The sequence below is a fragment of the Myxococcus sp. CA023 genome (assembly GCF_010998615.1).
GTDB lineage: Bacteria > Myxococcota > Myxococcia > Myxococcales > Myxococcaceae > Myxococcus.
Genome location: NZ_JAAEAH010000077.1, coordinates 15805 through 35175, shown reverse-complemented (window position 1 = coordinate 35175; position 19371 = coordinate 15805). Strand labels below are relative to the sequence as shown.

At 69.2% G+C, this 19371-nt stretch carries 26 protein-coding genes; 9 read left to right on the top strand and 17 right to left on the bottom strand.

The features are described 5' to 3' along the window. Position 1: 1 nt before the first annotated feature. From F8M74_RS29080 to F8M74_RS29025, 12 genes are all read right to left on the bottom strand, one after another. A complete protein-coding gene (locus F8M74_RS29080; RefSeq protein WP_141258617.1) occupies positions 2–2614 on the bottom strand; it encodes a hypothetical protein in 2613 nt (870 codons plus the stop codon). A gap of 3 nt (positions 2615–2617) precedes the next feature. After that, positions 2618–2866 carry a hypothetical protein gene (locus F8M74_RS29075; RefSeq protein ID WP_141258616.1) on the bottom strand — a complete coding sequence of 83 codons (249 nt, stop codon included), beginning with the start codon at positions 2864–2866 and terminating at the stop codon, positions 2618–2620. Positions 2867–2880: 14 nt separating this feature from the next. Then, a complete protein-coding gene (locus F8M74_RS29070; protein ID WP_141258615.1) occupies positions 2881–3285 on the bottom strand; it encodes a phage tail assembly chaperone in 405 nt (134 codons plus the stop codon). A gap of 33 nt (positions 3286–3318) precedes the next feature. Beyond that, positions 3319–3750, bottom strand: coding sequence for a phage tail tube protein (locus F8M74_RS29065; RefSeq protein ID WP_141258614.1), 432 nt, complete (start codon positions 3748–3750; stop codon positions 3319–3321). A gap of 12 nt (positions 3751–3762) precedes the next feature. After that, positions 3763–4197, bottom strand: a complete 435-nt coding sequence (locus tag F8M74_RS29060) for a hypothetical protein (protein ID WP_228560840.1) — start codon at positions 4195–4197, stop codon at positions 3763–3765. A 33-nt stretch (positions 4198–4230) separates the two neighbouring features. Further along, positions 4231–4635 carry a hypothetical protein gene (locus F8M74_RS29055; RefSeq protein ID WP_141258612.1) on the bottom strand — a complete coding sequence of 135 codons (405 nt, stop codon included), beginning with the start codon at positions 4633–4635 and terminating at the stop codon, positions 4231–4233. Next, complete coding sequence (locus tag F8M74_RS29050; RefSeq protein WP_141258611.1) at positions 4632–4955, bottom strand: hypothetical protein; 324 nt, start codon at positions 4953–4955, stop codon at positions 4632–4634. Before F8M74_RS29050 ends, F8M74_RS29055 begins: the two co-directional genes overlap by 4 nt. Further along, positions 4955–5605 carry a hypothetical protein gene (locus F8M74_RS29045; protein ID WP_141258610.1) on the bottom strand — a complete coding sequence of 217 codons (651 nt, stop codon included), beginning with the start codon at positions 5603–5605 and terminating at the stop codon, positions 4955–4957. Before F8M74_RS29045 ends, F8M74_RS29050 begins: the two co-directional genes overlap by 1 nt. Before the next feature lie 11 nt (positions 5606–5616). Continuing rightward, entirely contained in the window at positions 5617–6054 is a 438-nt protein-coding gene (locus F8M74_RS29040) for a hypothetical protein (RefSeq protein WP_141258609.1), read from the bottom strand. Between the two features lie 77 nt (positions 6055–6131). Continuing rightward, entirely contained in the window at positions 6132–7076 is a 945-nt protein-coding gene (locus F8M74_RS29035; protein WP_163884609.1) for a phage major capsid protein, read from the bottom strand. A gap of 206 nt (positions 7077–7282) precedes the next feature. Beyond that, on the bottom strand, positions 7283–8491 hold the full coding sequence (locus F8M74_RS29030; RefSeq protein WP_163884606.1) for a hypothetical protein: 1209 nt from the start codon (positions 8489–8491) through the stop codon (positions 7283–7285). A 21-nt stretch (positions 8492–8512) separates the two neighbouring features. Continuing rightward, positions 8513–9868 (bottom strand): phage portal protein, encoded by a 1356-nt coding sequence (locus F8M74_RS29025; protein WP_141257509.1) that lies wholly within the window; start codon positions 9866–9868, stop codon positions 8513–8515. A 76-nt stretch (positions 9869–9944) separates the two neighbouring features. Here F8M74_RS29025 and F8M74_RS29020 point away from each other — a divergent pair, with 76 nt between their 5' ends. Then, positions 9945–10355 carry a hypothetical protein gene (locus tag F8M74_RS29020; protein WP_141257508.1) on the top strand — a complete coding sequence of 137 codons (411 nt, stop codon included), beginning with the start codon at positions 9945–9947 and terminating at the stop codon, positions 10353–10355. Here the strand turns inward: F8M74_RS29020 and F8M74_RS29015 are convergent. From F8M74_RS29015 to F8M74_RS29000, 4 genes are read right to left on the bottom strand one after another with little or no spacing between them, the layout of a single operon-like run. Beyond that, on the bottom strand, positions 10352–11872 hold the full coding sequence (locus tag F8M74_RS29015; RefSeq protein WP_141257507.1) for a terminase family protein: 1521 nt from the start codon (positions 11870–11872) through the stop codon (positions 10352–10354). The genes F8M74_RS29020 and F8M74_RS29015 overlap by 4 nt on opposite strands. Next, complete coding sequence (locus tag F8M74_RS29010) at positions 11862–12473, bottom strand: hypothetical protein (RefSeq protein ID WP_141257506.1); 612 nt, start codon at positions 12471–12473, stop codon at positions 11862–11864. The genes F8M74_RS29015 and F8M74_RS29010 overlap by 11 nt, the downstream gene beginning before the upstream one ends. A gap of 21 nt (positions 12474–12494) precedes the next feature. Beyond that, the gene (locus tag F8M74_RS29005) at positions 12495–13313 is read right to left on the bottom strand and encodes a hypothetical protein (protein ID WP_141257505.1); all 819 of its coding nucleotides are present in this window, start codon (positions 13311–13313) and stop codon (positions 12495–12497) included. After that, on the bottom strand, positions 13310–13774 hold the full coding sequence (locus tag F8M74_RS29000) for a hypothetical protein (protein ID WP_141257504.1): 465 nt from the start codon (positions 13772–13774) through the stop codon (positions 13310–13312). The genes F8M74_RS29005 and F8M74_RS29000 overlap by 4 nt, the downstream gene beginning before the upstream one ends. A 320-nt stretch (positions 13775–14094) precedes the next feature. Between F8M74_RS29000 and F8M74_RS28995 the strand changes: the two genes are divergently transcribed. Next, complete coding sequence (locus tag F8M74_RS28995) at positions 14095–14418, top strand: hypothetical protein (protein ID WP_141257503.1); 324 nt, start codon at positions 14095–14097, stop codon at positions 14416–14418. Here the strand turns inward: F8M74_RS28995 and F8M74_RS28990 are convergent. Further along, on the bottom strand, positions 14368–14922 hold the full coding sequence (locus F8M74_RS28990; protein WP_141257502.1) for a sce7726 family protein: 555 nt from the start codon (positions 14920–14922) through the stop codon (positions 14368–14370). The genes F8M74_RS28995 and F8M74_RS28990 overlap by 51 nt on opposite strands. Positions 14923–14970: 48 nt before the next feature. Between F8M74_RS28990 and F8M74_RS28985 the strand changes: the two genes are divergently transcribed. From F8M74_RS28985 to F8M74_RS28955, 7 genes are all read left to right on the top strand, one after another. Continuing rightward, the gene (locus F8M74_RS28985) at positions 14971–15696 is read left to right on the top strand and encodes a hypothetical protein (RefSeq protein WP_141257501.1); all 726 of its coding nucleotides are present in this window, start codon (positions 14971–14973) and stop codon (positions 15694–15696) included. Further along, the gene (locus tag F8M74_RS28980; protein WP_141257500.1) at positions 15693–16001 is read left to right on the top strand and encodes a DUF4031 domain-containing protein; all 309 of its coding nucleotides are present in this window, start codon (positions 15693–15695) and stop codon (positions 15999–16001) included. Before F8M74_RS28985 ends, F8M74_RS28980 begins: the two co-directional genes overlap by 4 nt. A gap of 65 nt (positions 16002–16066) precedes the next feature. Further along, positions 16067–16768, top strand: coding sequence for a hypothetical protein (locus tag F8M74_RS28975; protein WP_141257499.1), 702 nt, complete (start codon positions 16067–16069; stop codon positions 16766–16768). Between the two features lie 102 nt (positions 16769–16870). Next, on the top strand, positions 16871–17461 hold the full coding sequence (locus tag F8M74_RS28970) for a hypothetical protein (RefSeq protein ID WP_153881056.1): 591 nt from the start codon (positions 16871–16873) through the stop codon (positions 17459–17461). Positions 17462–17540: 79 nt separating this feature from the next. Further along, entirely contained in the window at positions 17541–17861 is a 321-nt protein-coding gene (locus tag F8M74_RS28965) for a hypothetical protein (protein WP_141257497.1), read from the top strand. A 49-nt stretch (positions 17862–17910) separates the two neighbouring features. Beyond that, positions 17911–18402, top strand: a complete 492-nt coding sequence (locus F8M74_RS28960) for a transglycosylase SLT domain-containing protein (protein ID WP_203330832.1) — start codon at positions 17911–17913, stop codon at positions 18400–18402. Between the two features lie 49 nt (positions 18403–18451). Then, positions 18452–18976, top strand: a complete 525-nt coding sequence (locus F8M74_RS28955) for a hypothetical protein (RefSeq protein WP_141257495.1) — start codon at positions 18452–18454, stop codon at positions 18974–18976. Positions 18977–19371: the final 395 nt, after the last annotated feature.

The window sequence follows — 19371 nt, the reverse complement described above, 5'->3', positions numbered from 1 at the left end:
GTCAAAGTCCCTCGGTGCGCCCGCTCCGGCGGAACGCTCGGCGTCGTGCCTCTTGGCGGACGAGGCGCGCACCGGCTTCAACGGCCTCGTCGAGGTCGTACCCGACGATGGTGACGGAGTAGGGCGCCGCGTCGGCGGTGGCGTTGCTGCTCTTCGAGTACTGCCTGCTTGGGTCGTTCGGCTGCTTCCAATCCGGCAACGGTTCTCCAGCACGGTTGCGCAGAATCCCGTCGTCCCCGGTCGGCGGGGCGTTTGTTCCACCGCCGGAGGGTGGAGGCGTGGGCGTCGGCGTCGGCGTGGGCTCCGTGGACGGGCCGTCCTGCGCGTCCTGTGACTGGTAGCGCCGGAACGCCACCTTCCAGGCGTTGGGCACGTTGGTGAGGGCGTCCGTGGCCTTCTGGAGCGCGGCCGTGTTCCGCAGCACCTCCGCCGTCTCCTTCGCCTTGGCCTCGGCCGAGTCCCAGGTGAGGTCGCGCAGGGCGTTCAGCGACTCGCCCATCGCGTCCGTGTCCACCTTCATCCGGTCGAGCGAGTTGGCGAAGTTCTTGAGGCTGTCGATTCCGAGCCACTCCACCGCTTTGGAGATTCCCCGGATGACCGCCTGCACGCCGCCGACGATGGTGTTCCATGCCTTCCCCAGCGCCTGGGCGACGGTGAGGACGATTGTGGCGATGAACTTCAACACGCCGAAGAGCTCCCGGAGCACGGGCCCGGCGATGCTGTTGATGGGCGCAACGATGGCCAGGAAGGCCTGGGCCAGCGCGGAGAGCAGCGGAGCCAGCCCCTGGAGAAGCTGCCCCAGCAGCACCAGCGGCGGCACGAGCGGCTCCACGAGTTCGCCGAGGGTGGTGAAGACAGGCGTCAGCGTGGACACCACCGCGTCGATGATGAGGGAAATGGCGCCCACCAGCGGCTGCAGCGGGACCAGGATGGCCCCGAGGGCGTTCGCGACGCTGCCGATGACGACGGACACCATCTCCATCAGTGTCTTGAACGCCTCGGACTGGAGCAGCAGCTCGCTGACGACGGCGCCGATGGCCCCCATGGGCCCGCCCGCCTGAAATCCGGCCGCGGCGGCGTTCACGAGGGTGGTGATTTCGCCCATCGCGCCTGCCACGCGGTTGAGCAGCTCGCGTTTCGCGGCGGCGATCGCCGCGCGGGCCTCGTCCATCCACCTGCGCATGTCCGCGGAGAGAGCGCGGAAGGAGGCCCGGCCCGCTTCGTTGGCCTCCAGGACGGCCTCTTTGAGCTCTTCGCGGGACTCCCGCTCCATTTCGAGGTTGAGCGCGGCCTCGTCCTTGTACTTCTGCACCTCCTTCTCGAACTGCGCGAAGGCGGCGGCGGCGGAGGACCCCTCGTAGTAGTCCGCGCCGGCCATTTCTCGGCGCATGGCCTCGCTTTCCTCGCGCTGGAGCTGGGCGAGGCTCTTCTCACGCCCGGACGCGCTGCCGTCGTCCGGTGTGCGGGTGTTCGCCTGTCCCGACGCGAGGCCCGGAATCATCGCCATGAGCGAGTCCAGCAGGCCAGTCAGCCCCAGGTCGTCGAGCATCTTCCGCGTACCAGCCAGGGACTTGCCGAAGCCCTCGGCAACACCCTTGCCGACGTCGGTGGCGATGTCCGCGACGGACGCGCCGAGGGAGGACAGTGACTCAGCGATGGCTTGGGCGCCCTCGGTGGCCATCGCCTGGAGGTAGGCGGCGCCCTTCTGCAGGTCCTTGAGCAAGTCCTTGCCGGTGACCTTCTGCGCGTCGTCCAGCGCCTTGGTCAATCGCCCCATCTGGAGCGTCTTCGGGAGCGCCTTGACGAAGGGGTCGAGCTTCTTCGCTGCCTCGCGAATCAGCCAAGCCATGGTTTCAAGGGATTGGCCCGCGATGGCGGTGACTGTGTCCGCCAGTCCCTTGAACGTGGACGTCAGGAGTTGCCAGACGCGCGACGCGACAGTGGAGATGCTGGTGAGGATGCTCATCACCGAGTCGCGGAGCCCGGTGCTGGTGTCCGTCCATGCGCCGTAGACGCTGCCGGCCAGCAGGGTGAGCCCGGCAACCGCGGCGGCTATGGCCGCTGCCGGCGCCGCCACGGCCGCCAGCGTGGGGCCGATGCTGGCGAGGAGGGTGGACTTCTGGAGTCCCCCCATCACCTTGAGCACGACGCCCACGGAGCCTGCGAGGCCCTCGATGACGCCCGCCATCTTCCCGATGGCACCCACAGCGAGCCCGACGCCAGCCACCCATACGGCCACGTCCGCGCTGCTCTTCTTCATCTCGGGGGAGAGGCGTTGGAACGTGACGACCAGGCGCTCGAAGAAGTCCGCCAGCTTGCGCACCACCGGGAGGAAGAGGTCTCCGATGTCCGCCGCGAGCGTGTACGCCAGCTCCTTGAGGCGTCCGACCTCGTCCTTTAGCTTGTCATTGCTCTGCATGGCCGCGGCCACGGCGCCAGCCATGCCCGCGGCCACGATGGCGCCGATGTTGCCGATGGGCTCGGCGGCCTTCTTGATTTCCTTGGCCATGTCCTCCGTCGCCTTGGCGAGTTGCTGGAGGGACTTGAGGGCCTCGCCGATGCTGGCCGTCACGGCGATGTACAGGTCGCCGACCTTCAAGCCTCCGCCGGACATGCGCTACCCCTTCGGTGTGCTGGGCCTCGGGCCCACGCGGTAGATGACGGAGCGGGTCGCCTGCTGGGCGGTGGGCCGCACCTGCGAAGGGGACGGCAGTGCAGCGCCTGCCGTGGCCTCCTTCTCCTTCTCTTTGATGCTCTCGGCTTCAAGCTGTCCGTAGGCGACCAGCCCGTAGAGCTCGTCGTCGTCCCACTCGCGGACGTCGTTGGGTCGTTGGCCCAACGCTTTCGCGGCGGCGAAGACGAGCAACTCTCGGGGGTCGCTCAGGAGTTTCCCCGGGCCTCCTCAACGGACTCCTTGAGGCCACCCATGAAGGCCTTCTGGGCGTCGGCCGTGACGTCCTCCAGCCAGGGCGCGCCGTAGATGGCGTCGATGTCGCCCGGGTCGGCCGGGTCGTAGAGGCGGAGCTTCGACTCCGGGTCGTACAGCACGCACGCGACCATGCGAGAGATTCCGCGGAGGTTGCCCCCCGTTGCATTGGCCTGGCTGACCTCCGTCGATTCGGCGTTGTTGGGCATCTCGTTTGCGTCCTCGATGAGCTTGAGGACGGCGACCCGCTCCTTGTGAGTGGGGCGACGCAGGTCCACCTTGTCGCCATCCAACTCGACGGTCTTCACCAGCTTCCGGGTCTTCTGAGCGAGGCGCTGCTTGAGGGTGAGTCCTTCCATGGTGCTTCCTCCTGGGGGACGACGGGTGATGGCTCACAGCGCGCTGGGCGCGCCCTGGCCGGTGAGGGTGGCGGAGACGGTGACGACGTCCGTGGAGGTGCGGCCCTCCTCGTAGGAGGTCACCTTCACGGGGTAGCGGTGGCCCTGGCTGCCGGGGGCCGCGGACTCGTCCTCGACGATGAGCAGCCACACCGTCTCGTGGTTGATGAAGGCGTTGCGCAGCAGGATGTGCGTCGGGTCGTTGCGCATCAGGTGGCCCGAGATCGGAATCTGGAAGCTCTTGGCCGTCGTCATGCTGCGCTTCCAGCCGTTGTCCTGGCCGAGGTAGCTGGATTCCACCGTGTCCGCCGTCATGTTGACCGGCGCGTCTGAGATTCCGTCCATCTTGTTGCTCGCGGACGGCGCTTCGGACGCCGTCGCGGCAAGGTGGATGGCGTGGATGTAAGCGATAACCGGGTCTGCCATTGGGCGGTGCTCCTATCGACGGGGGAACTGCTTCTGGAGGTACGTGGCCAGCACCTGCGCGACGCCCTTTCGAGCGACGGAGCGCGACTTCCGGAAGGCCTTCTTCAAAAAGTGCGGCGGGGGCCGGATGATTTGGTCCCCCCAGTGAAATCCCTCGTGAATGGGGCCCGCCGAGGGGTGCTCATACCCAGCGCTCCACGAGACGGAGAGGCGCTGCATGTTGTACGCGGGCCCGCTGATGAACCCGGTGTCGGCGAGCGGTTTCTCCGGCACGCCGTTGGCGTTGCGCCGGTGCTCGTCGCGCTCCTCCTCCGAGCGACGCGGGACGAGGAAGGTGGACAGGTCCAGCGTCCGGCGCACCGCATCGCGCAGCGGGAGGTCGAGCGCGCGCAGGACCTGCTGCGGCTGCTGACGCAGGCGCACGAGGGCAGGGGCTTTGAAGGACACCTTGACGGCCATGCCCCTGAGAAGGGGCGGCGCCTACGCGGTGTAGCGCGCCGTGAGGTTGAACACGAAGCGGGGGGCGCCCTCGCCGTCAGTGCCCATGAAGGTGGGCCCCGCCCCCTCGCAGCGCACGTCGATGAAGTCCGGCACCCGCGCCAGGTCCAGCGCGGACCAGCACCGCACAGCGAAGTCTCGAGTGCCCGTGTAGCTGCCCTTCGGCCCGCGCGTGATGACCTGCACGTCGGCTGCCATCACCCCTCGCTGCGTGCCGAGATAGAGCCCCGACTGACCTCCCGTGTGGCGGACACAAACGAAGCGCTGCGGCGCGCTGACGGGGAATGGCCCGGGGTAGAGGGTTGGCGGGTTGCTGGTGGTGGAGAGGTCCAGCCCTGCCGCCTCCAGGTACGCGGCCAGCTCGAGCTCAACGTCCCGGGGCGTCACAGGTAGACCTCGTAGTGGTCCACCGCGCCCATGAGGTTGTACTGCGTAGCGATGTGGAGGGGCTGCTTGCCCGCGTCCTCGTCGTCCGGGATCGTGCCCGGGGGGAACACCCTGTCATCCGTCCTGACCTCGACAGAGCAGCGCATGAGCCCCTCCGACAGCCGCTCGTCGCCGTCGGCAGTGATGACGCGCTTCATCGTGCCCTCGTAGCGGCAGCGGTGCGGCTCTGGCTCGGAGTACTCGTGCTCGCCCCGGGCGGTGGTGCGCACCAGCCGCTGCAGGTGGAACACCTGCCGGAAGGCATGGCCCATGAGCGCCATCAGCGTCTCCCCTTGCGGTAGGGCCCCAGCATCTGGAGCGTCGTGGTGGGGATGGCCGTGCGCCCGCCGTCCGGGCCGGCGAAGTACGACATGCTGGTGCCGCCGATGGACTCGGACGCGACGTCGCCCGGCTTGCCATCGCGGGAGACGGCCGCGGTGATGGCTTCCACCGCGGCAAGCTGGATGGCGGCAGGCAGGTCCACCTCCAGGCTGGTGTTCAACGCGCGCTGGCCCGGCGTCACCCAGCCCGCGTCGTAGGTGACAACCACCTCGCCCGTGTCCTGGGCCTCCATCGGCGTGGAGGACACCCCCGGCGACCAGGTGCCAGTGAAGGGCCATCGGTGCCGACGCGCCACCAGACGGCCCATCAGGGCCGACTCGAGCGCGTAGGCATCCGGCTCCAGCTCCACGCCGCGCACCTCCACGCGCACCACCCGGCGCACGGCACCGCCGCGCAGCCAGAGGTGCGGCGCGCCCGTGCCCGCCACCGTCTCCACCACCCCCAGCCGCTGGTGCAGGGGATAGCCCACGTAGGCCGCGAGGGCATCGGAGACGGCGGTGATGAACAGCCCGAGCCGCGCCGGCTCAACCGCGGCGCGCGCGGTGAGCGGGAGTAGTTCGGACGTCACGAGGTCTTGAGGTGCGGGCACGGGCGTTCACCTCACAGGGGCAGGCGCTGGCCGCCGCCGAGGACGAGCGTCGCCCCGGCGATGACGTCCGGGCTGGTGCCCCCGGTGAAGGCCACCGTCTCCACGACGCGCAGGAAGCGGTGCGTCCTCGTGATGTACTGGAGCGTGAAGTCCAACTCGACGCACGTGTCACCGGTAGTGATGGCGTCGGTGGAGAACTGATTTCCGTTGAGGTCGGTCAGCGGCACCCAGCCGTCCGTGCCGTCCTCGCTCGTCTCCAGGGCGTATGTGATGGAGGTCGCCGTGGGGGCGGCGCCGACGGCGCCGATGTTCGCCACCAGCGTCCCGGAGCCGTAGGCGGTGATGTCGATGCCGTCGCCGTTCCGGGTGCCGGCGGACTGGATGGAGGGTGGCAGCGCCTGGGTGTCTGCCTTGTAGCGGTAGCCGATATCGGTTCTGTCGGGATGCATGCGTACTCCGGTGAGAGGGTGGGAGGGGGAGGGCGCGTACCGACGAGCGCGGTGCTGGCACGCGCCCAGGGCGCGCGTCAGTAGGGGATCCCGGTCCGCTCGGCGAACGCCTTCTTGTAGCGGAGCAGGAAGTCCACGAGGGTGATGCCGCGCATGGTGATCATGTCCGCGGAGAAGTCGGTGCCGTTCTCGCCCATGGCCACCTCCAGCGGCGTGGCGATACCGAGGATGAGCTGCGTCGCGAGGCCGAATCCGAGGATGTCGTCGCCGGCCAGCGTCTCGGAGTAGAAGTAGGGGCGCCCGTTGATGGTCGGGGTCTCCGAGTCGCGCAGCTCGGGGAAGACCCAGCCCGCGTTGTCGCGCGTCTGCTTGAGTGCGTGGAACGTCTCCGTGTCGGAGTAGTAAAAGCCGCGGCTGGCGCGCACTCCTCCAGGAATGTTGGCCTTGGCGACGTCGGCCAGCAGCCCATCCGTGTCGGTAATCTTGTTGGCCGTCGTGTTACCCGCCGCGGGCTTGCTGTTGCCGACATCCATCTGCCCACGCACACCCTTGGGCTTGGCCACGCCGTCACCCTTGAGCCCGACGGTGTCAATCTCCAGGGCGATGGCGGCGGCCATGTCCTCACCAACGACAGCGGCGGCGTCGATGGTGCCGAGGCGGAGCAGGTCGTTGGACAGACGCCCAGTCGCCGAGAGCTTGTGCGCCTGGAGGACGAGGCGGCCTCCCTTCACCGTCGCCACCGGAGCGGGCTCACCCTCGCCGACCCAGTGCACCTTCACGCCCTCGTCAATGGTGCCCATCGTCAACTGGGCGCCATAGTCGGAGACGGTCCGGACGCCGGCAGCCATGAGGATGCTGTTGGGGCGGCAGAGCTCGACCAACTCGGAGGACACCGTCTCCCGTGCGAACGCACCGCCCTGGTCGAAGATGGAGAGGAACTGGCCGGCGGCCTTCGTCCTTTCCAGGAACGCACCCAGGCGCTTGTACTTGTCCTCCTTCGCGAGCCCGAAGTTGCCGGCCATGCCGAGGTATGCGGACTTGAGCCGGAGGCCCAGGGCCGCATACAGGCGCTTCTGACGGGTGTCCTGGGAGAGGTCGAGCTGCAGGTCCGTGCCGGTGATGGGGGCGTGAGCGGCGGGACGGGGCGTTCTTGCTCTTCATCTTGGTCTTGCTCATGGGGTCTCCATCGGAAGGCGGTGGCCTTGCACTTGGGGAGAAGGGGCGGCGGTTACTTGGCGCCGTAGAGCGCCGTCAGACCGAGCAGGTCGGCGTGCGACAGCGCCTTCGCCTGGGCCTGGGTGAAGCCGTGTCGATTCACGAGACGAGCGCGCAGCGCCTTCGCCTTCGCGGGAGGCAACTCTTCCTCCTCGTCGTCTTCCTCGTCGAGGTTCGCCTCTTCGTCGTCGTCCTCGCCGAGCTCCTTCTCCTCGTCGTCTTCCTCGTCGAGGTTCGCTTCCTCGTCTTCGTCCTCGCCGAGCTCCTTCTCCTCGTCGTCGTCCTCGCCGAGGTTCGCTTCCTCGTCTTCGTCCTCGCCGAGCTCCTTCTCCTCGTCGTCGTCCTCGCCGAGGTTCGCTTCCTCGTCTTCGTCCTCGCCGAGCTCCTTCTCCTCGTCGTCGTCCTCGCCGAGGTTCGCTTCCTCGTCTTCGTCCTCGCCGAGCTCCTTCTCCTCGTCGTCGTCCTCGCCGAGGTTCGCTTCCTCGTCTTCGTCCTCGCCGAGCTCCTTCTCCTCGTCGTCGTCCTCGCCGAGGTTCGCCTCTTCGTCTTCGTCCTCGCCGAGCTCCTTCTCCTCGTCGTCGTCCTCGCCGAGGTTCGCCTCTTCGTCTTCGTCCTCGCCGAGCTCCTTCTCCTCGTCGTCTTCCTCGTCGAGGTTCGCTTCCTCGTCTTCGCCCAGCGCCTTGAGGAGTCGCTTCAACTGGGCCTGAAGGTGCTCAATCCGGCGTGCCATCTGCTTGAGGAGCCCCCCCGCGGCGCCGTCAGTAGCGCGCGGCCTCCCGCCCGACCTGGCGGACCGCAACCGCACGGCGTCTTGGTTCGCCCCCATGTTGACGATGGACACCTCCGGCACCTCAACCAGGGGGTAGTCGTAGCCACCCTCCGCGTTGGGAACCGGCTCCTCCAAGGGGACGAGACGGATGCTGCATTGTTCCAGCGTGCGCGCTTTCACCTTCGCGCCGACCATCCGCGACGTCTCACAGGCACCGTCGAAGCTGGGCGTCATCAGCCACTGGTCGCCCTGGCGGTAGCAGCGCGCAACGCCGATGGCTGGATTCCAGTCGTCGTGGTTCCAGAGCAATGGGACGCGGAACTCCTCGCCGTCGGCCTTGATGGCGAGCACCCTGTCCTTGTGGCGGTCCAGGTTGGGGGAAGTGATGCGGAAGACCGGGGGGCCATCACCCTCGGCTGGCTCCATCGACATCAGCTTGAGGAAGGTTTTCATGCCCAGGAAGAAGGGGCGGCGCTACACGCGGCCCTCCTCGCCGGACCTGTCCCGCGGAGGCTTCGGCGTGGCGTTTGCGGCTGCGCTCTCGGCGTTGTTGCCGCCCGCGCCCTGGCCCGGCAGCGGCGCGGGCCGCTTGCCGGCCAGCTCGGGCAGGGCCTCGTAGCCCGCGACCTGCCGCATTTCGTTCCACTCGAAGCCCTCGGTGATGGGCGTCGTCATGGCGCGGAAGATGCGCTCGAATTCCTGCGGGCGCGGGTCCTCGTAGTCGAGGATGACGTCCCGGTCGATGAGCGGCACCAGGCAGTGCTGGAACCAGGAGAGGAGGAACTCCAGGCGAGGCGCCACCGCGTACTCGGCCAGGTGGTACTTGGCCGCCTCAGAGGTGCTGCGGTTGGAGCTGCTGGTGTCCCCCACCAACTCCGGGGGCACGTTGAAGACCTGCCGCACGTAGGCGCGCATGGACTTGGCGAGCTCGTCGGCCTGCAACTCGCGGTAGTTGATGGCCACCTGGGCGATGGTGACTCCCGCCGGCGCGAACCACAGCTTGCCCGCACTCGCCGGGCTGTTGAACTCGGCCTTGTATCGCTTCTCCAGGTCCTCGGCGGCTTCCTCTCCCTCGAAGTCCTCCCGCTTGGAGTCGATGCCGACGATGGCTGTGGGCATCCCGCCCCGCTCGAAGGTCGCCTTGGTGGCCTGGTCGATGGCCTCCATCGTGTCGAGCTGGTCTCCGAGTGCGACGCCACGTCCTGCGCCGCGCCCGAGCGGGTTCTCGGGGTCCAGGTGCTTGGGCCAGACCATGTGCTCGGAGGGCACCATCCCGTGGAATTGGTTGTAGTTGAGGGCGAAGTAGGGGTGGCCCGGCTGCGGCGTCTGGTGGATGCAGTGGGGCGGCACCACCTCCCAGCCCACAGGGCGGCCGTCCTCGCCGAGGCGGAGCCAGAGGAACGTCTCCCCGGACAGGTCCAGGTGAATCTGCATCAGCTTGCGCACCTCCCGGCCGGGGAACTGGGGGTGTGGCGACTCCAGCACCCGGAGCACCTCGTGCTGGGGGAGATCGACCAGCTCCCCCGTCCGGGTTGCCTCCTTCAGCGCCTTGCGGCGCTCGTGCCGGTTGAGCGACTTCCAGCGCGGGTCGTCCCAGCGCTTGCCCCCATTCGCGGCCACGGGCTTGTATGCCTTCCACTGGGGCGTCGCGACAGCGTCAGCGACGGTGTCCACCACCGCGCGGAGCCAGCCGTTCTCCCGGTACGCGACGAGCACTTCCCGGGTGCCGCGACGGGGGCTGAACGAGAAGACGGGGATGGCGTGGACGAGGGGGCCGCTGGTCGGGAGGAGTCCTAGGGCTTTCGCGACGCGGCGGAGGAAAGAGGCCATGCCCTCCGAGAAGGGGCGGACGGCGCCGCATGGTTCTTTACTGCCCCCGTCGCGACGTTCAGAAACAAGAGAAGGTATGACAAGCAAGCTCGATGCTTTGACCGCAGTCCCGTCGGTTGTTCGCATTACCCCGGACCTGGAGTCCGCCGCTCGTGGAAGGGCCGCTGCCAGCGGGGTGCCCTTCGAGGACCACCATTGCGAGACGAACAGCTATTTCGCCCTCCTTGCCGCCCTCGACCTCGGACACCGCGACGTGTGCCTTGTTGCTGGATACCGGGTGGCCGACCTCGCCGATTGGTCGCGTGACCCGCACGTGTGGCTTTACATCGAGGGCCAGCACATTGAGACGTCCCCGGGCAACGCCCCCGTCGGCAAGCGGTACATGGAGGCGTGGCGTCTGGTGCCGGGCCCTGACCTCGACAGGACGATGCAGCGCCAGTATCAGACCATCGTGACGGACCTGGCCGGTTGGCCGTCGGAGCGCTAGTCCTCGTCCTCGTCGTCCGCCGGGGTGGCGCGCTCCGTGGCCGCCGCGGCCCGCTCCGCAGCTCCGGCGTTCTTCCGCTTCGGGACGACGTACTTGTAGATGGGCCATGCGAAGGCGTCGGCACGGTCGTCGCGACCGTGTCCGCCCTCCTGGCCGGTGAAGCGGGAGAGCTGCTTCTCCAGCTTGTCGTGCTTGCCCACCATGTGCACCAGCCCCGCCTCCGCGAGCGCGGACACCGGGGCTGCGCGCTCGGCCTTGGACTGCCGGGCGCGCTCCGTTTTCACCTTCACCTTGGCGACGGTGCGGATGGTCGCCTTGACCATGCTCCCGCCGGTGTTGGACTCGGCGAAGATCCACGCCTTCGGACGGCCGCGGCTGTCCTTCGCGGCGGCTGTCTCCCAGGCACGGAGCGCATCCACCGCTTTCTTCGCCCAGGCGCTGGGCTCGGGAGACTGGAGGGAGAGGTCGGCGAGCACGTAGACGTGGTCGAGCCCGTCTTTCTCGCGGCGCACGCCCACCACGACGATGCCGTGGAGGTCGCTGTTCTTCTTCTCGCCCGTCGCTGGGTCGACGGACACGACGATGTAGTCGTACTCCTTGGGGGCGTCCTTCCGGCTGACGCGCGTCGCGGCCCAGTTGACCCGACGGTAGAGGGCCGGGTCCATGGAGAAGGTGAGCTCGCCCAAAAACTCCCGGCGGCCCTCCGTCGTGTGCATCATCCGCCGCGCGTAGCGGACGTATGCCGGGTCGAGGTTGTCGCTGTTCTCCAGGGTGGACGACCGCGCGAGGACCAGGCCCTCGCGGTCGCTGAGCATCTCCACGAAGAGCGGCGTCGGCGCCGGCGTCGTGGTGATGAACATGCGGGCGCTGAGTCCTTCGCGCCGCATGCGCGAGGTGCGCAGGCGAAGGACTGCGCGGCACTCCTTGTAGACGGCGATGGCGTCGCCCTTCCACGCCACCGGCTCGTCGGCCCAGATGAAGGTGTACTGGTGCCCGCGGAACTTGTCGGCGTTCTTCGCAGGCAGCCACGTCGCCTGGGCGCCGTTGGGCCACACGAGACGGCGCTTTGCCTTCTCGTACTTCGGATAGAACCAGGGGGCGCTCAGCGAGAGGATGCCGGACGGGCCCTCCAACTGGTTCTTGACGATTTCGGAGTAGGTGGGCCCGACGATGAGGATGCGGGCCTCGGGGTCCGCACGCGCCTCCTCGATGACCGCGCTCGCTCCCCCATAGGTCTTGCCGGTGCCACGGCCCCCCATGAAGAAGAACGTCCGGTAGGTGCTGGGAGGCACCTGCACCGGGCGCAGGGAGTAGATGGGCTCGTAGTAGAGGGTGACGAGCTCCTGCGCCGTCAGGCCCAGGAGGTCCGCGAAGCCCGCGACGCTGCCCTGCACCTTGCGAGCGCGCAGGGCTATCCGCTGGAGCGTCGAGTGCCGGCCGTTCCGCTCAGAAGTGAGAACGGGGATGCCGTCGAGCAGCTTCTCGCCGGCCTCCAGGATGGAGGCGCTAGCTACCATCGCCGTCCTCGTCGTCTGCGTCTTCCTCCGCGTCCTTGCTCGGAGGTGGCTCGGCCGCGTCCGCCTCCTCCTTGTCGTGCTCCTCGAGGAACCGGGCCAGCTTCTCGTCGAGGCGCGTCCGGGCCTGCTCCGGCGTCACCAGCTCGAATAGCGGCCCCAGTCCGTTGCCCGCGGCAACCGGTGCCTCGCGCGGTACGGTGAAGTCCTTCGGGGACGCCACAGAGAGGCGCCACCGAATCACCTTGTCGTTCATCGTCTTGTCGCCGATGGCGGCCGTGGCCGCCTCGACGAGAGCCATCTGGTACTCGGCCTCGGCCCGCTCCACGTCCTGGACCAGCTCCGTGTAGCGAGAGCGCTTGCCCTGTTCGATGGCCTCACGCCCCCGGCGCAGCCACCCCTGCAGGCGGACCTCGGTGGTGCCTGCGAGCGCAGCGGCCATGCGCTTCGTCGCGCCGGAGCGGAGCCGCTCGCACACGTCCCGGTGAATCTCGAAGGTCAGCGTCGAGGCAGGCCCGTTCCACTTCGCCGGTCGGCCGCGCTTCTTCTTCGGCGGCCGGCCGGCAGGTGGGGACGTCGGGTCATAGCCGCGAGGGGAGGACACCCCTCGGAGAAGGGGTGCCGACTACTCGGCGCCGAGGGCGAGCTTTCGCGCCTTCTCCACGAGCGCCACCAGGTGCGTCGCGGCGGCCTCGTGGTCCGCCGCCGTGCCTCCCTCCGCGCAGATGGCGGACACTGCCCCCGAGACGACGGGGATGACGGAGAGCAGGACGCCGAGCTGTCCGGCCGTGGAATCGAGCTTCTCCTCCAGGTGAGTCACGGCCGCGCTCAACTCGTTGACGGCCGCGAGGGGTTGGCTCGTGTCGAGGGTGGCCTCGACGGTGACGTGAGCGATGGGGGCCTTGCGGTCGGAGGGGACAGAGGCATCCAAACCGAGTGCTCCCCGGGCCTTGCTCAACAACTCCGTGAGCCCGCCCTTCCGAAGCGCCGCGTTCACGAGCATCTCGGTCAGGTAGGCGCTGCGCGATGAGCCGGTGGCGAAGAGCGCGATGCCACTGCCCTGGGCCTGGGCGCTGAAGTCGAGGTGGCCGCTCAACAGGTGGGCGAAGGACTGGATCGTGGGGCGGTCCTCGGTGCGCGCCTCGGCCTCAACGAGCTTCGCCAACTCGGTCTTGCTCGGCTCCGGCGCCCCGATGAGTGCCCACATGGCGGCGTCTCGCAGGCCGGTACTGTGCGCCTGCTGGTGCCGGATGTCGCGCGCACGGCGGACATCGTCCTCCGTGAGGATGGCGACCCTTCCGAGCAGCGCCTTACGCCCGGTGAGGCGGAGTCCCTCGGGCACGGCCTGCGCGGTGATGAACTCCTGTCCGCGCAGGGACTGCTCGGCGCTCTGGAGGAGGGGGGAGACGGACTTGGGCTTGGACTCGGGGGTGGTGTTGGTCATGCCCCCTCAGAAGGGGTGCAGGGCGCCTCGTCGGTGGGGAGCGCGAGGCGACCAATGCTGAGCCCCGCCTCGCACAGCGCGGGCCGCTCGTGGTGGTACACCGGCAGGTCGGTGCCCATTCGCCACACGAGGTCTGCGCAGTCGGCGCGCGTCCTCATGGCCGCGAGGACTGCGCAGCGGCGAGCGAGTTGGACGGGCACCGCGTCCTTCGTCGTCGCGAGCATGCGCCACAACTCCTCCCACTCGGCTCGCCAGTCGCTGAAGACGAGCCGCTCGGCGAGGGCAACGAGCGCTCCCGGGCCTGAGGCACAGGCGTCTATCGCGCGCGCCATGTCGAGGCGCACGGTGCGTCCGGCGCCGTTGAGTTGGCGGATGAGCACCTCGCCCTCGCCTGGCTCGGCGGTGAGGTAGGGATGAGCGCTGAGCCGCTGGGCAACGTCGCTGGGAGTGAGTGGGGGCATGCCCCCTCAGAAGGGGCGCCAGCGGCCCGCCATGCGTCGCGAGCGCGCGCACGCCCAGGGCGCCGTCCGCCCTGCCAACGCGCGCCAGCGGGCCACCAGGAACGCCAGGGCCCCAGAAAAACGGGGGTCGTCTGACAGATTCCCCTCGGAAAAATCCCGAAGAATTCGCGCGTCCGGATTGTGGGCCGCCGAGCAATCACGTTTTGGGGCCGTCTCCCCGGTTTCCCACCCCGGGGCACCTGTGCCTACATCCAGGCGCACTGTAAAACCACCATGTCCCACATGTGCGCCATGTCGGCTTGGCATGGTGTTTGGGTGACATGAACCGTGCCAGCTCGGTGCGGTGTTACGGTGCGCGCATGAGCGACTCGGCCAACGTCTTTCAGCGCATCCACGCGGCCTTTGAGCAGGCCGAGCCGAAGCTGGTGGAGGTCCGCGAGCGGCAGGCGGCGCGCATGGAGCCCGCGGTCACTGCTCTGGCTCAACTCGGCGCCTCCGTGGCCACGCATATGTCCGACACGCTCACGGCGATTGCCGAGCGGCAGGCGCAGGCGCGGGCAGACCTTGTGGCCTGCCTTGAACGCGTCGCACGCCTACCGCCAGCCCTCACGCGTCACGAGAACCCGCCGGACGTGGGCGCGTAGTTCGTCCGCGGGGATTCGCTCCAGGGCGCGGCGGAACAGGCGGCCCTTGGATGCTGACCGGATGCCCTTCGCCTCCCTGGCAGCGTCGAGCAGCGCGAGCAGCTCCGGTCGCCAGAGCAGGTGCAGGGTGGCGTGGGCGGTGGGCTCGGGGTTCTCCTGGTCCTCGCGCTCCGGCTCCAACACGAGCGCGCCATCCACCTGCCGTGCGCGGACGATGCCCCACCATGGCGGCAGGAGCGGCGCGGCCTTGTGCAGGTGGCGCTCGCCCACCGCCAGCGTGCACCGGTCCAGCGCCTCGCTGTACAGCCGCACCTGCTCGGGGAGGCGGCGCAGGTCGTCAGCGTCCCCCTTGATTTCGTAGCCATGCAGGCAGTTGGGGCTGAGCGCCGCCACGTCTACCCGGACGTGGCCATACATCAGGCCCAGCTCATCCATCACCCGTGCGTCCGGGTACCTGGCCCTGACGGCACGCACCAGCAGCGGGCGGATATCGGCATCGCGCATGGCCCGAAGAAGCGGTGCAGCGGGCGAGGGCGCCCCTTCTCCGGGAGCATGACCAATCAGCTCCTCGACGCCGTCATGGCCGCCCTCGTCGCCGCCCCCCTCCTTGCCGTTTTCGAACTGGTGCGGGAGCGGCACCGCCGACACGAATCGCGGCGGCTGGCCAGGGCGGTGGTGGAGGCACAGGGATATGCGAGGCAGGTCCAGTCAGAAGCAGCCATTGAGCGCGCCAACGTGGAGCACGCCATCCGCATCCTGTGGCGACGCATCGAGGTCGTGACGCCAGCGGATGGGGCGGCCGTGGCTGTGCTCCGCGCTGCCTTCCCGACACTGCCTGCGCCCCCGGGCCCGCGCATCCCGGCGCACGTGAGCGCTGCGGTGGATGCCCTCAACGTAGCGCTGTGGGCGGACCCCTCGGCCATCGCGAAGCTCCTCGCGGTGCGTGTCCCATGCAACGAGGCGCTCGCGCACCACCCGTCCATTCAGGTGCGCCGCGATGACGATGTGGCGAGCGTCGGCGTGCTGGGGCTCCTCAACGGCTGCCTCGGGGCCATTCCCAGCGGGCCGCGCATGGGGTGGGGCTGGGTGTCACTGCTGGTCGACGGCCCCAACCCAGTGCGCTTCGAGGTGACGGAGACCGGGGACGCGCCCGTCGGGGAGGACTCCGCGAAACGGCGGGCGGGGCTCCCTCTTGAGGGGTGCTCGACGTGCGGCACCCTGACCTGTCCGGGCCAGTGCGACGCCCAGGAGCGGGGCTCCGGAGGGGCTGAGCGATGACCGTCTACGTCGACGCGCTGGTGAACTACGGGCTGAGGGGGAAGTCCGCGCAGGTGCGCCGCGTGTTCGCCAAGGGCTCGTGCCACCTGTTCACGGACAGCCTGGACCTGACGGAGCTTCACGCTGTGGCCGCGCGTATCGGCATGCGGCGCGCATGGTTCCAGACCGATGGAGACCTTCCGCACTACGACCTGAACGGCGAGCGGCGAGCGGCGGCTGTCGCGGCTGGCGCTGTCGAGGTGGACAAGTACAAGACCGTCGAGTGCATCAGGTTGCACCGCGCGGCGAAGCGGAGGGCGCCATGAAGGCATGCGGTCACGGCCTTGCGGAGTATGGCTGCAAGCCATGCGAGGAGTCTGCCCGGAGGCGCATGCCGCTCTTCCCGCTCATGGCGGAGCGCAAGGCGAAGCCCGGCCCACTGCGCATCCCCTGGCCTGTGGCCGAGCGGGCGTGGTCCGCCTACGTGCAGCGGTGCGGCACCAGCCAGAGCCTGGAGTGCATCGCCGAGCGCGGCGGCTTCGGCTGGGTGGAGATGGACACTCTGCTCCCGGAGTGGCGGGAACTGACGGACGAGTGGAAGGCGCTGGCCACGGAGAACGCTGAGCTCAAGGCCGAGGTGGAGCGGCTCAAGGCGCCGTCGGTGACGGCACCCCAGCCCCCGTCCGCGGAGGGCAAGGCCCGGCCGACGTGGGAGCGCGTGCCGGACGAGAACGCCAGCGCACCTGGCTCCCGCTTCGTGGCGTGCTTCGCTCCGGCCGACGTGTGGCGGGTGCTGCTACAGGAGCTGCCCGCCCGCCGCGACCACGCCACCGAGGCCGTCTACCGCCACGTCTGGGACCTCATGATTGCTGACGTCGCCGAGCGCGCCGCCCGTGAGAGCGAGGGCCGCGACTGCCCCCGGAGCCGGGAGGACGGTGCGTGGGCTGCGTACCAAGACGCGCTGACGGCCGCCATGCGCTGGCGCCTTGAGCACCAGGCCCAGCGCATGTGGGACACCTGGGACCTCCATGGCTCTTCGCTCGGACTGGCGTGGCGGTGTCGCCTACACCTGTACCGTAGGGACGGGCGCTGATGGCGGCCCGGTACGGGCGTCCGCCCCGGTGCCGCCTGTGCGGCCGTCCTCTGGGCTGTGGGTGCCCGCGGCTGCCGTTTCGGGGCGCCCCTTCTGTGCGTCATGCCCCCCGAGCCGCGCCGCAGCACCACCCGTGAGGAACTCGCCCGACTGCTCGCGCAGGTCGAGGCCTCGAAGGAAGCCAACACCCGCATGACTGTTGGCGTGCACCAACTCCTGGAGAACGTCCGGGAGGACCTGCGTGGCGTCAGCGAGCGCATGGCCACGTCCGAGCAGTTCCGCCGGCTGGAGGACCGCGTGATGGAGGTGGACCGGCGGCTGTCCGAGCACGCTCCCATCGTGGGCGTCGTGCCGGGATTGGCGGCGAAGGTGGACGCGCTGGAGAAGACGGCCGTCAGGACCGATGCCCAGGAGAAGCTGCTCGCCCGAGTCGACGCGCTGGAGAAGGCGTCCGCGACGCATGCCCTGTCGGTGGACGTCATCCCGCGGCTGGAACAGAGGCAGGACCAGCAGGAGCACAGGAACTCCCGGATGGGGGGCGCCCTCTGGGTGGTGGGCGCTGTCGTGGGCCTGCTCGGGCTCGCGGGCCTGCGCGAGTGCGGGCGCTGGTTCGTCCAGACACTGCCGCCCCCTTCCCAGTACGCGCCGCAGCTCCAGGCCGCGCCGCCCCCGGTCACCCACCGTCCGCAGTGAGTCCATCCGCGTTCCGGGCCGGGCCGGAACGCGGTGGCGCATCCCCTTTCACTCGCAGCACCCATGGAGAAGGCAGCACATGAGCAATCCCCTCGACATGAAGCGCAGCGGCTACCTCGGATTCGTCACCTACAACGCGGTGCCCGGCCCGCACGGCCCCTGGAAGACGTTCGACGGCAGGGACGTGCCCGGCTGGGATGCCGTGGGCCCGCTCACGCAGCAGCGCTGGGTGGCCGCCGGCAACGCGGAGCGCGACGAGGCCATCCTGCTCGCGAGCCGCGCGGCGGTGCAGGCCCTGGAGAAGGAGGGCATCACCGGGGACGAGGTCCTGAACCGGGTGCAGGCGGCCATCCTCCGCCACCAGTCCACCAGCGATGTGGCTCCGGACCCGCTGCCCTGAGTTGAGCGCCACTTCTCCCGGGGGCAACCCTTCGCCCTCGGGAGTCATCATGCCGGTCCCTCCTCGCATTGAACGCTGGCGCTCCGTAGTTGAGCCCCTCGCCTTGCTGTACCGCCTCGACCCGCTGCTTGTGTTCGCCCTGATGGACCGCGAGTCCCTGGGCGGCGACGCGCTCACCCCGAAGGGCCCCGCGGGCACGGGGGACCACGGGCACGGGCGAGGCTTGATGCAGATTGATGACCGCGCCCACAAGGGTTTCATCGGCGCCGTGGACGACCTGGGCCGCCCGCTGTGGCGGGACCCGGCGGTCAACGTGCACTACGGGTGCCGTCACCTGCGCCGCAACCTGGACTCCCTGGACGGGTACGTGGCCGGGGCACTCGCGGCCTACAACGCGGGCCTGGGCAAGGTGCGCTCCGTGCTGGCGCGCCTCCCCGCCGATGCCACGGATGCGCAGCGCCAGGCCGCCGTGGACAGCGTCACCACCGGGCGGGACTACGCTACCGACGTGCTGCGGCGGCACGCGGAGTTCGCGGCCTGAGCACCTCTTCTCCTGGGGGCTGTCCACCTCGCAGTCCCCAGGAGCACCCATGAAGCACCGCAAGACCCTCATCCTCTCCGCCGCCCTCGGCGTCCTCCTCACGTCCCCTGTAGCGCTGGCCCAGGCAACCGGGGCCGCGGCGAGCGGCATCCTCGACACCATCCTCGCGTCCGTGTTCACGCCCTCCGGCATCGCCACCGTGTTCGGCGTCGTCGGCACTGGCGTCGCCCTCTTCGCCGGCGGGAGCTGGCTCAACGAGCGGCGCAAGCGGCGCATCGCCCTGGCCGCCTTCCACGCCTTCAACATCGTGGAGGACATCGCTGCGGAGAACCCGGAGGACAACGGCTGGGACAAGGCCGCCCGCGGGCTCCAGGTGGCGGACGAGTGGTTCCGCGCCAACGGCTGGCGTCCGCTCAAGCCGCATGAGCAGACGGTGGTGCAGTTGAGCTTCAAGGCCCTCCATGGTGAGCAGAAGGCCGCGCAGAAGGCGACGCGGGCAACGGACGAGGCCGCCCTCGCCGCCGCGCATGCCGTCACCAGCGCTGGCCTGGCCCCGGTGCTGCCGCACCCTTAGACGCCCCGCGGGCGGAGGTGTCCGCGGGGCTCTCCCGTGTCCTCTCCGATGTGCCGGTGAGGAGCGGCTACCTGGAGGCCCAGGCCGGCGTGTCCTCGCTCTCCGGCGCCTACGCGCGCTTGGAGGCGGGGGCTCGGCTCCGGTCCAACCTTGGGCTATTCGCCTTCGGTGAGGCCAACGCACGAGAGCGGATGGCCGGCGTCGGAGCCCGGTTCACGTTCGGTTGGTGATGTGAGACGACCCGCTCTGGGAATCCCGGAGCGGGTTGTCTCATGACGCTATTGATTCGGTGTGTTGCAGTAGCCGTTGTAGCAAGTGCCCAAGTGCAGTGGGAACGGAGGCATTGCCATGTGGTGTTTGTGGCATGGCGACCCGTTGGCGAGGCGCGCGGTGCC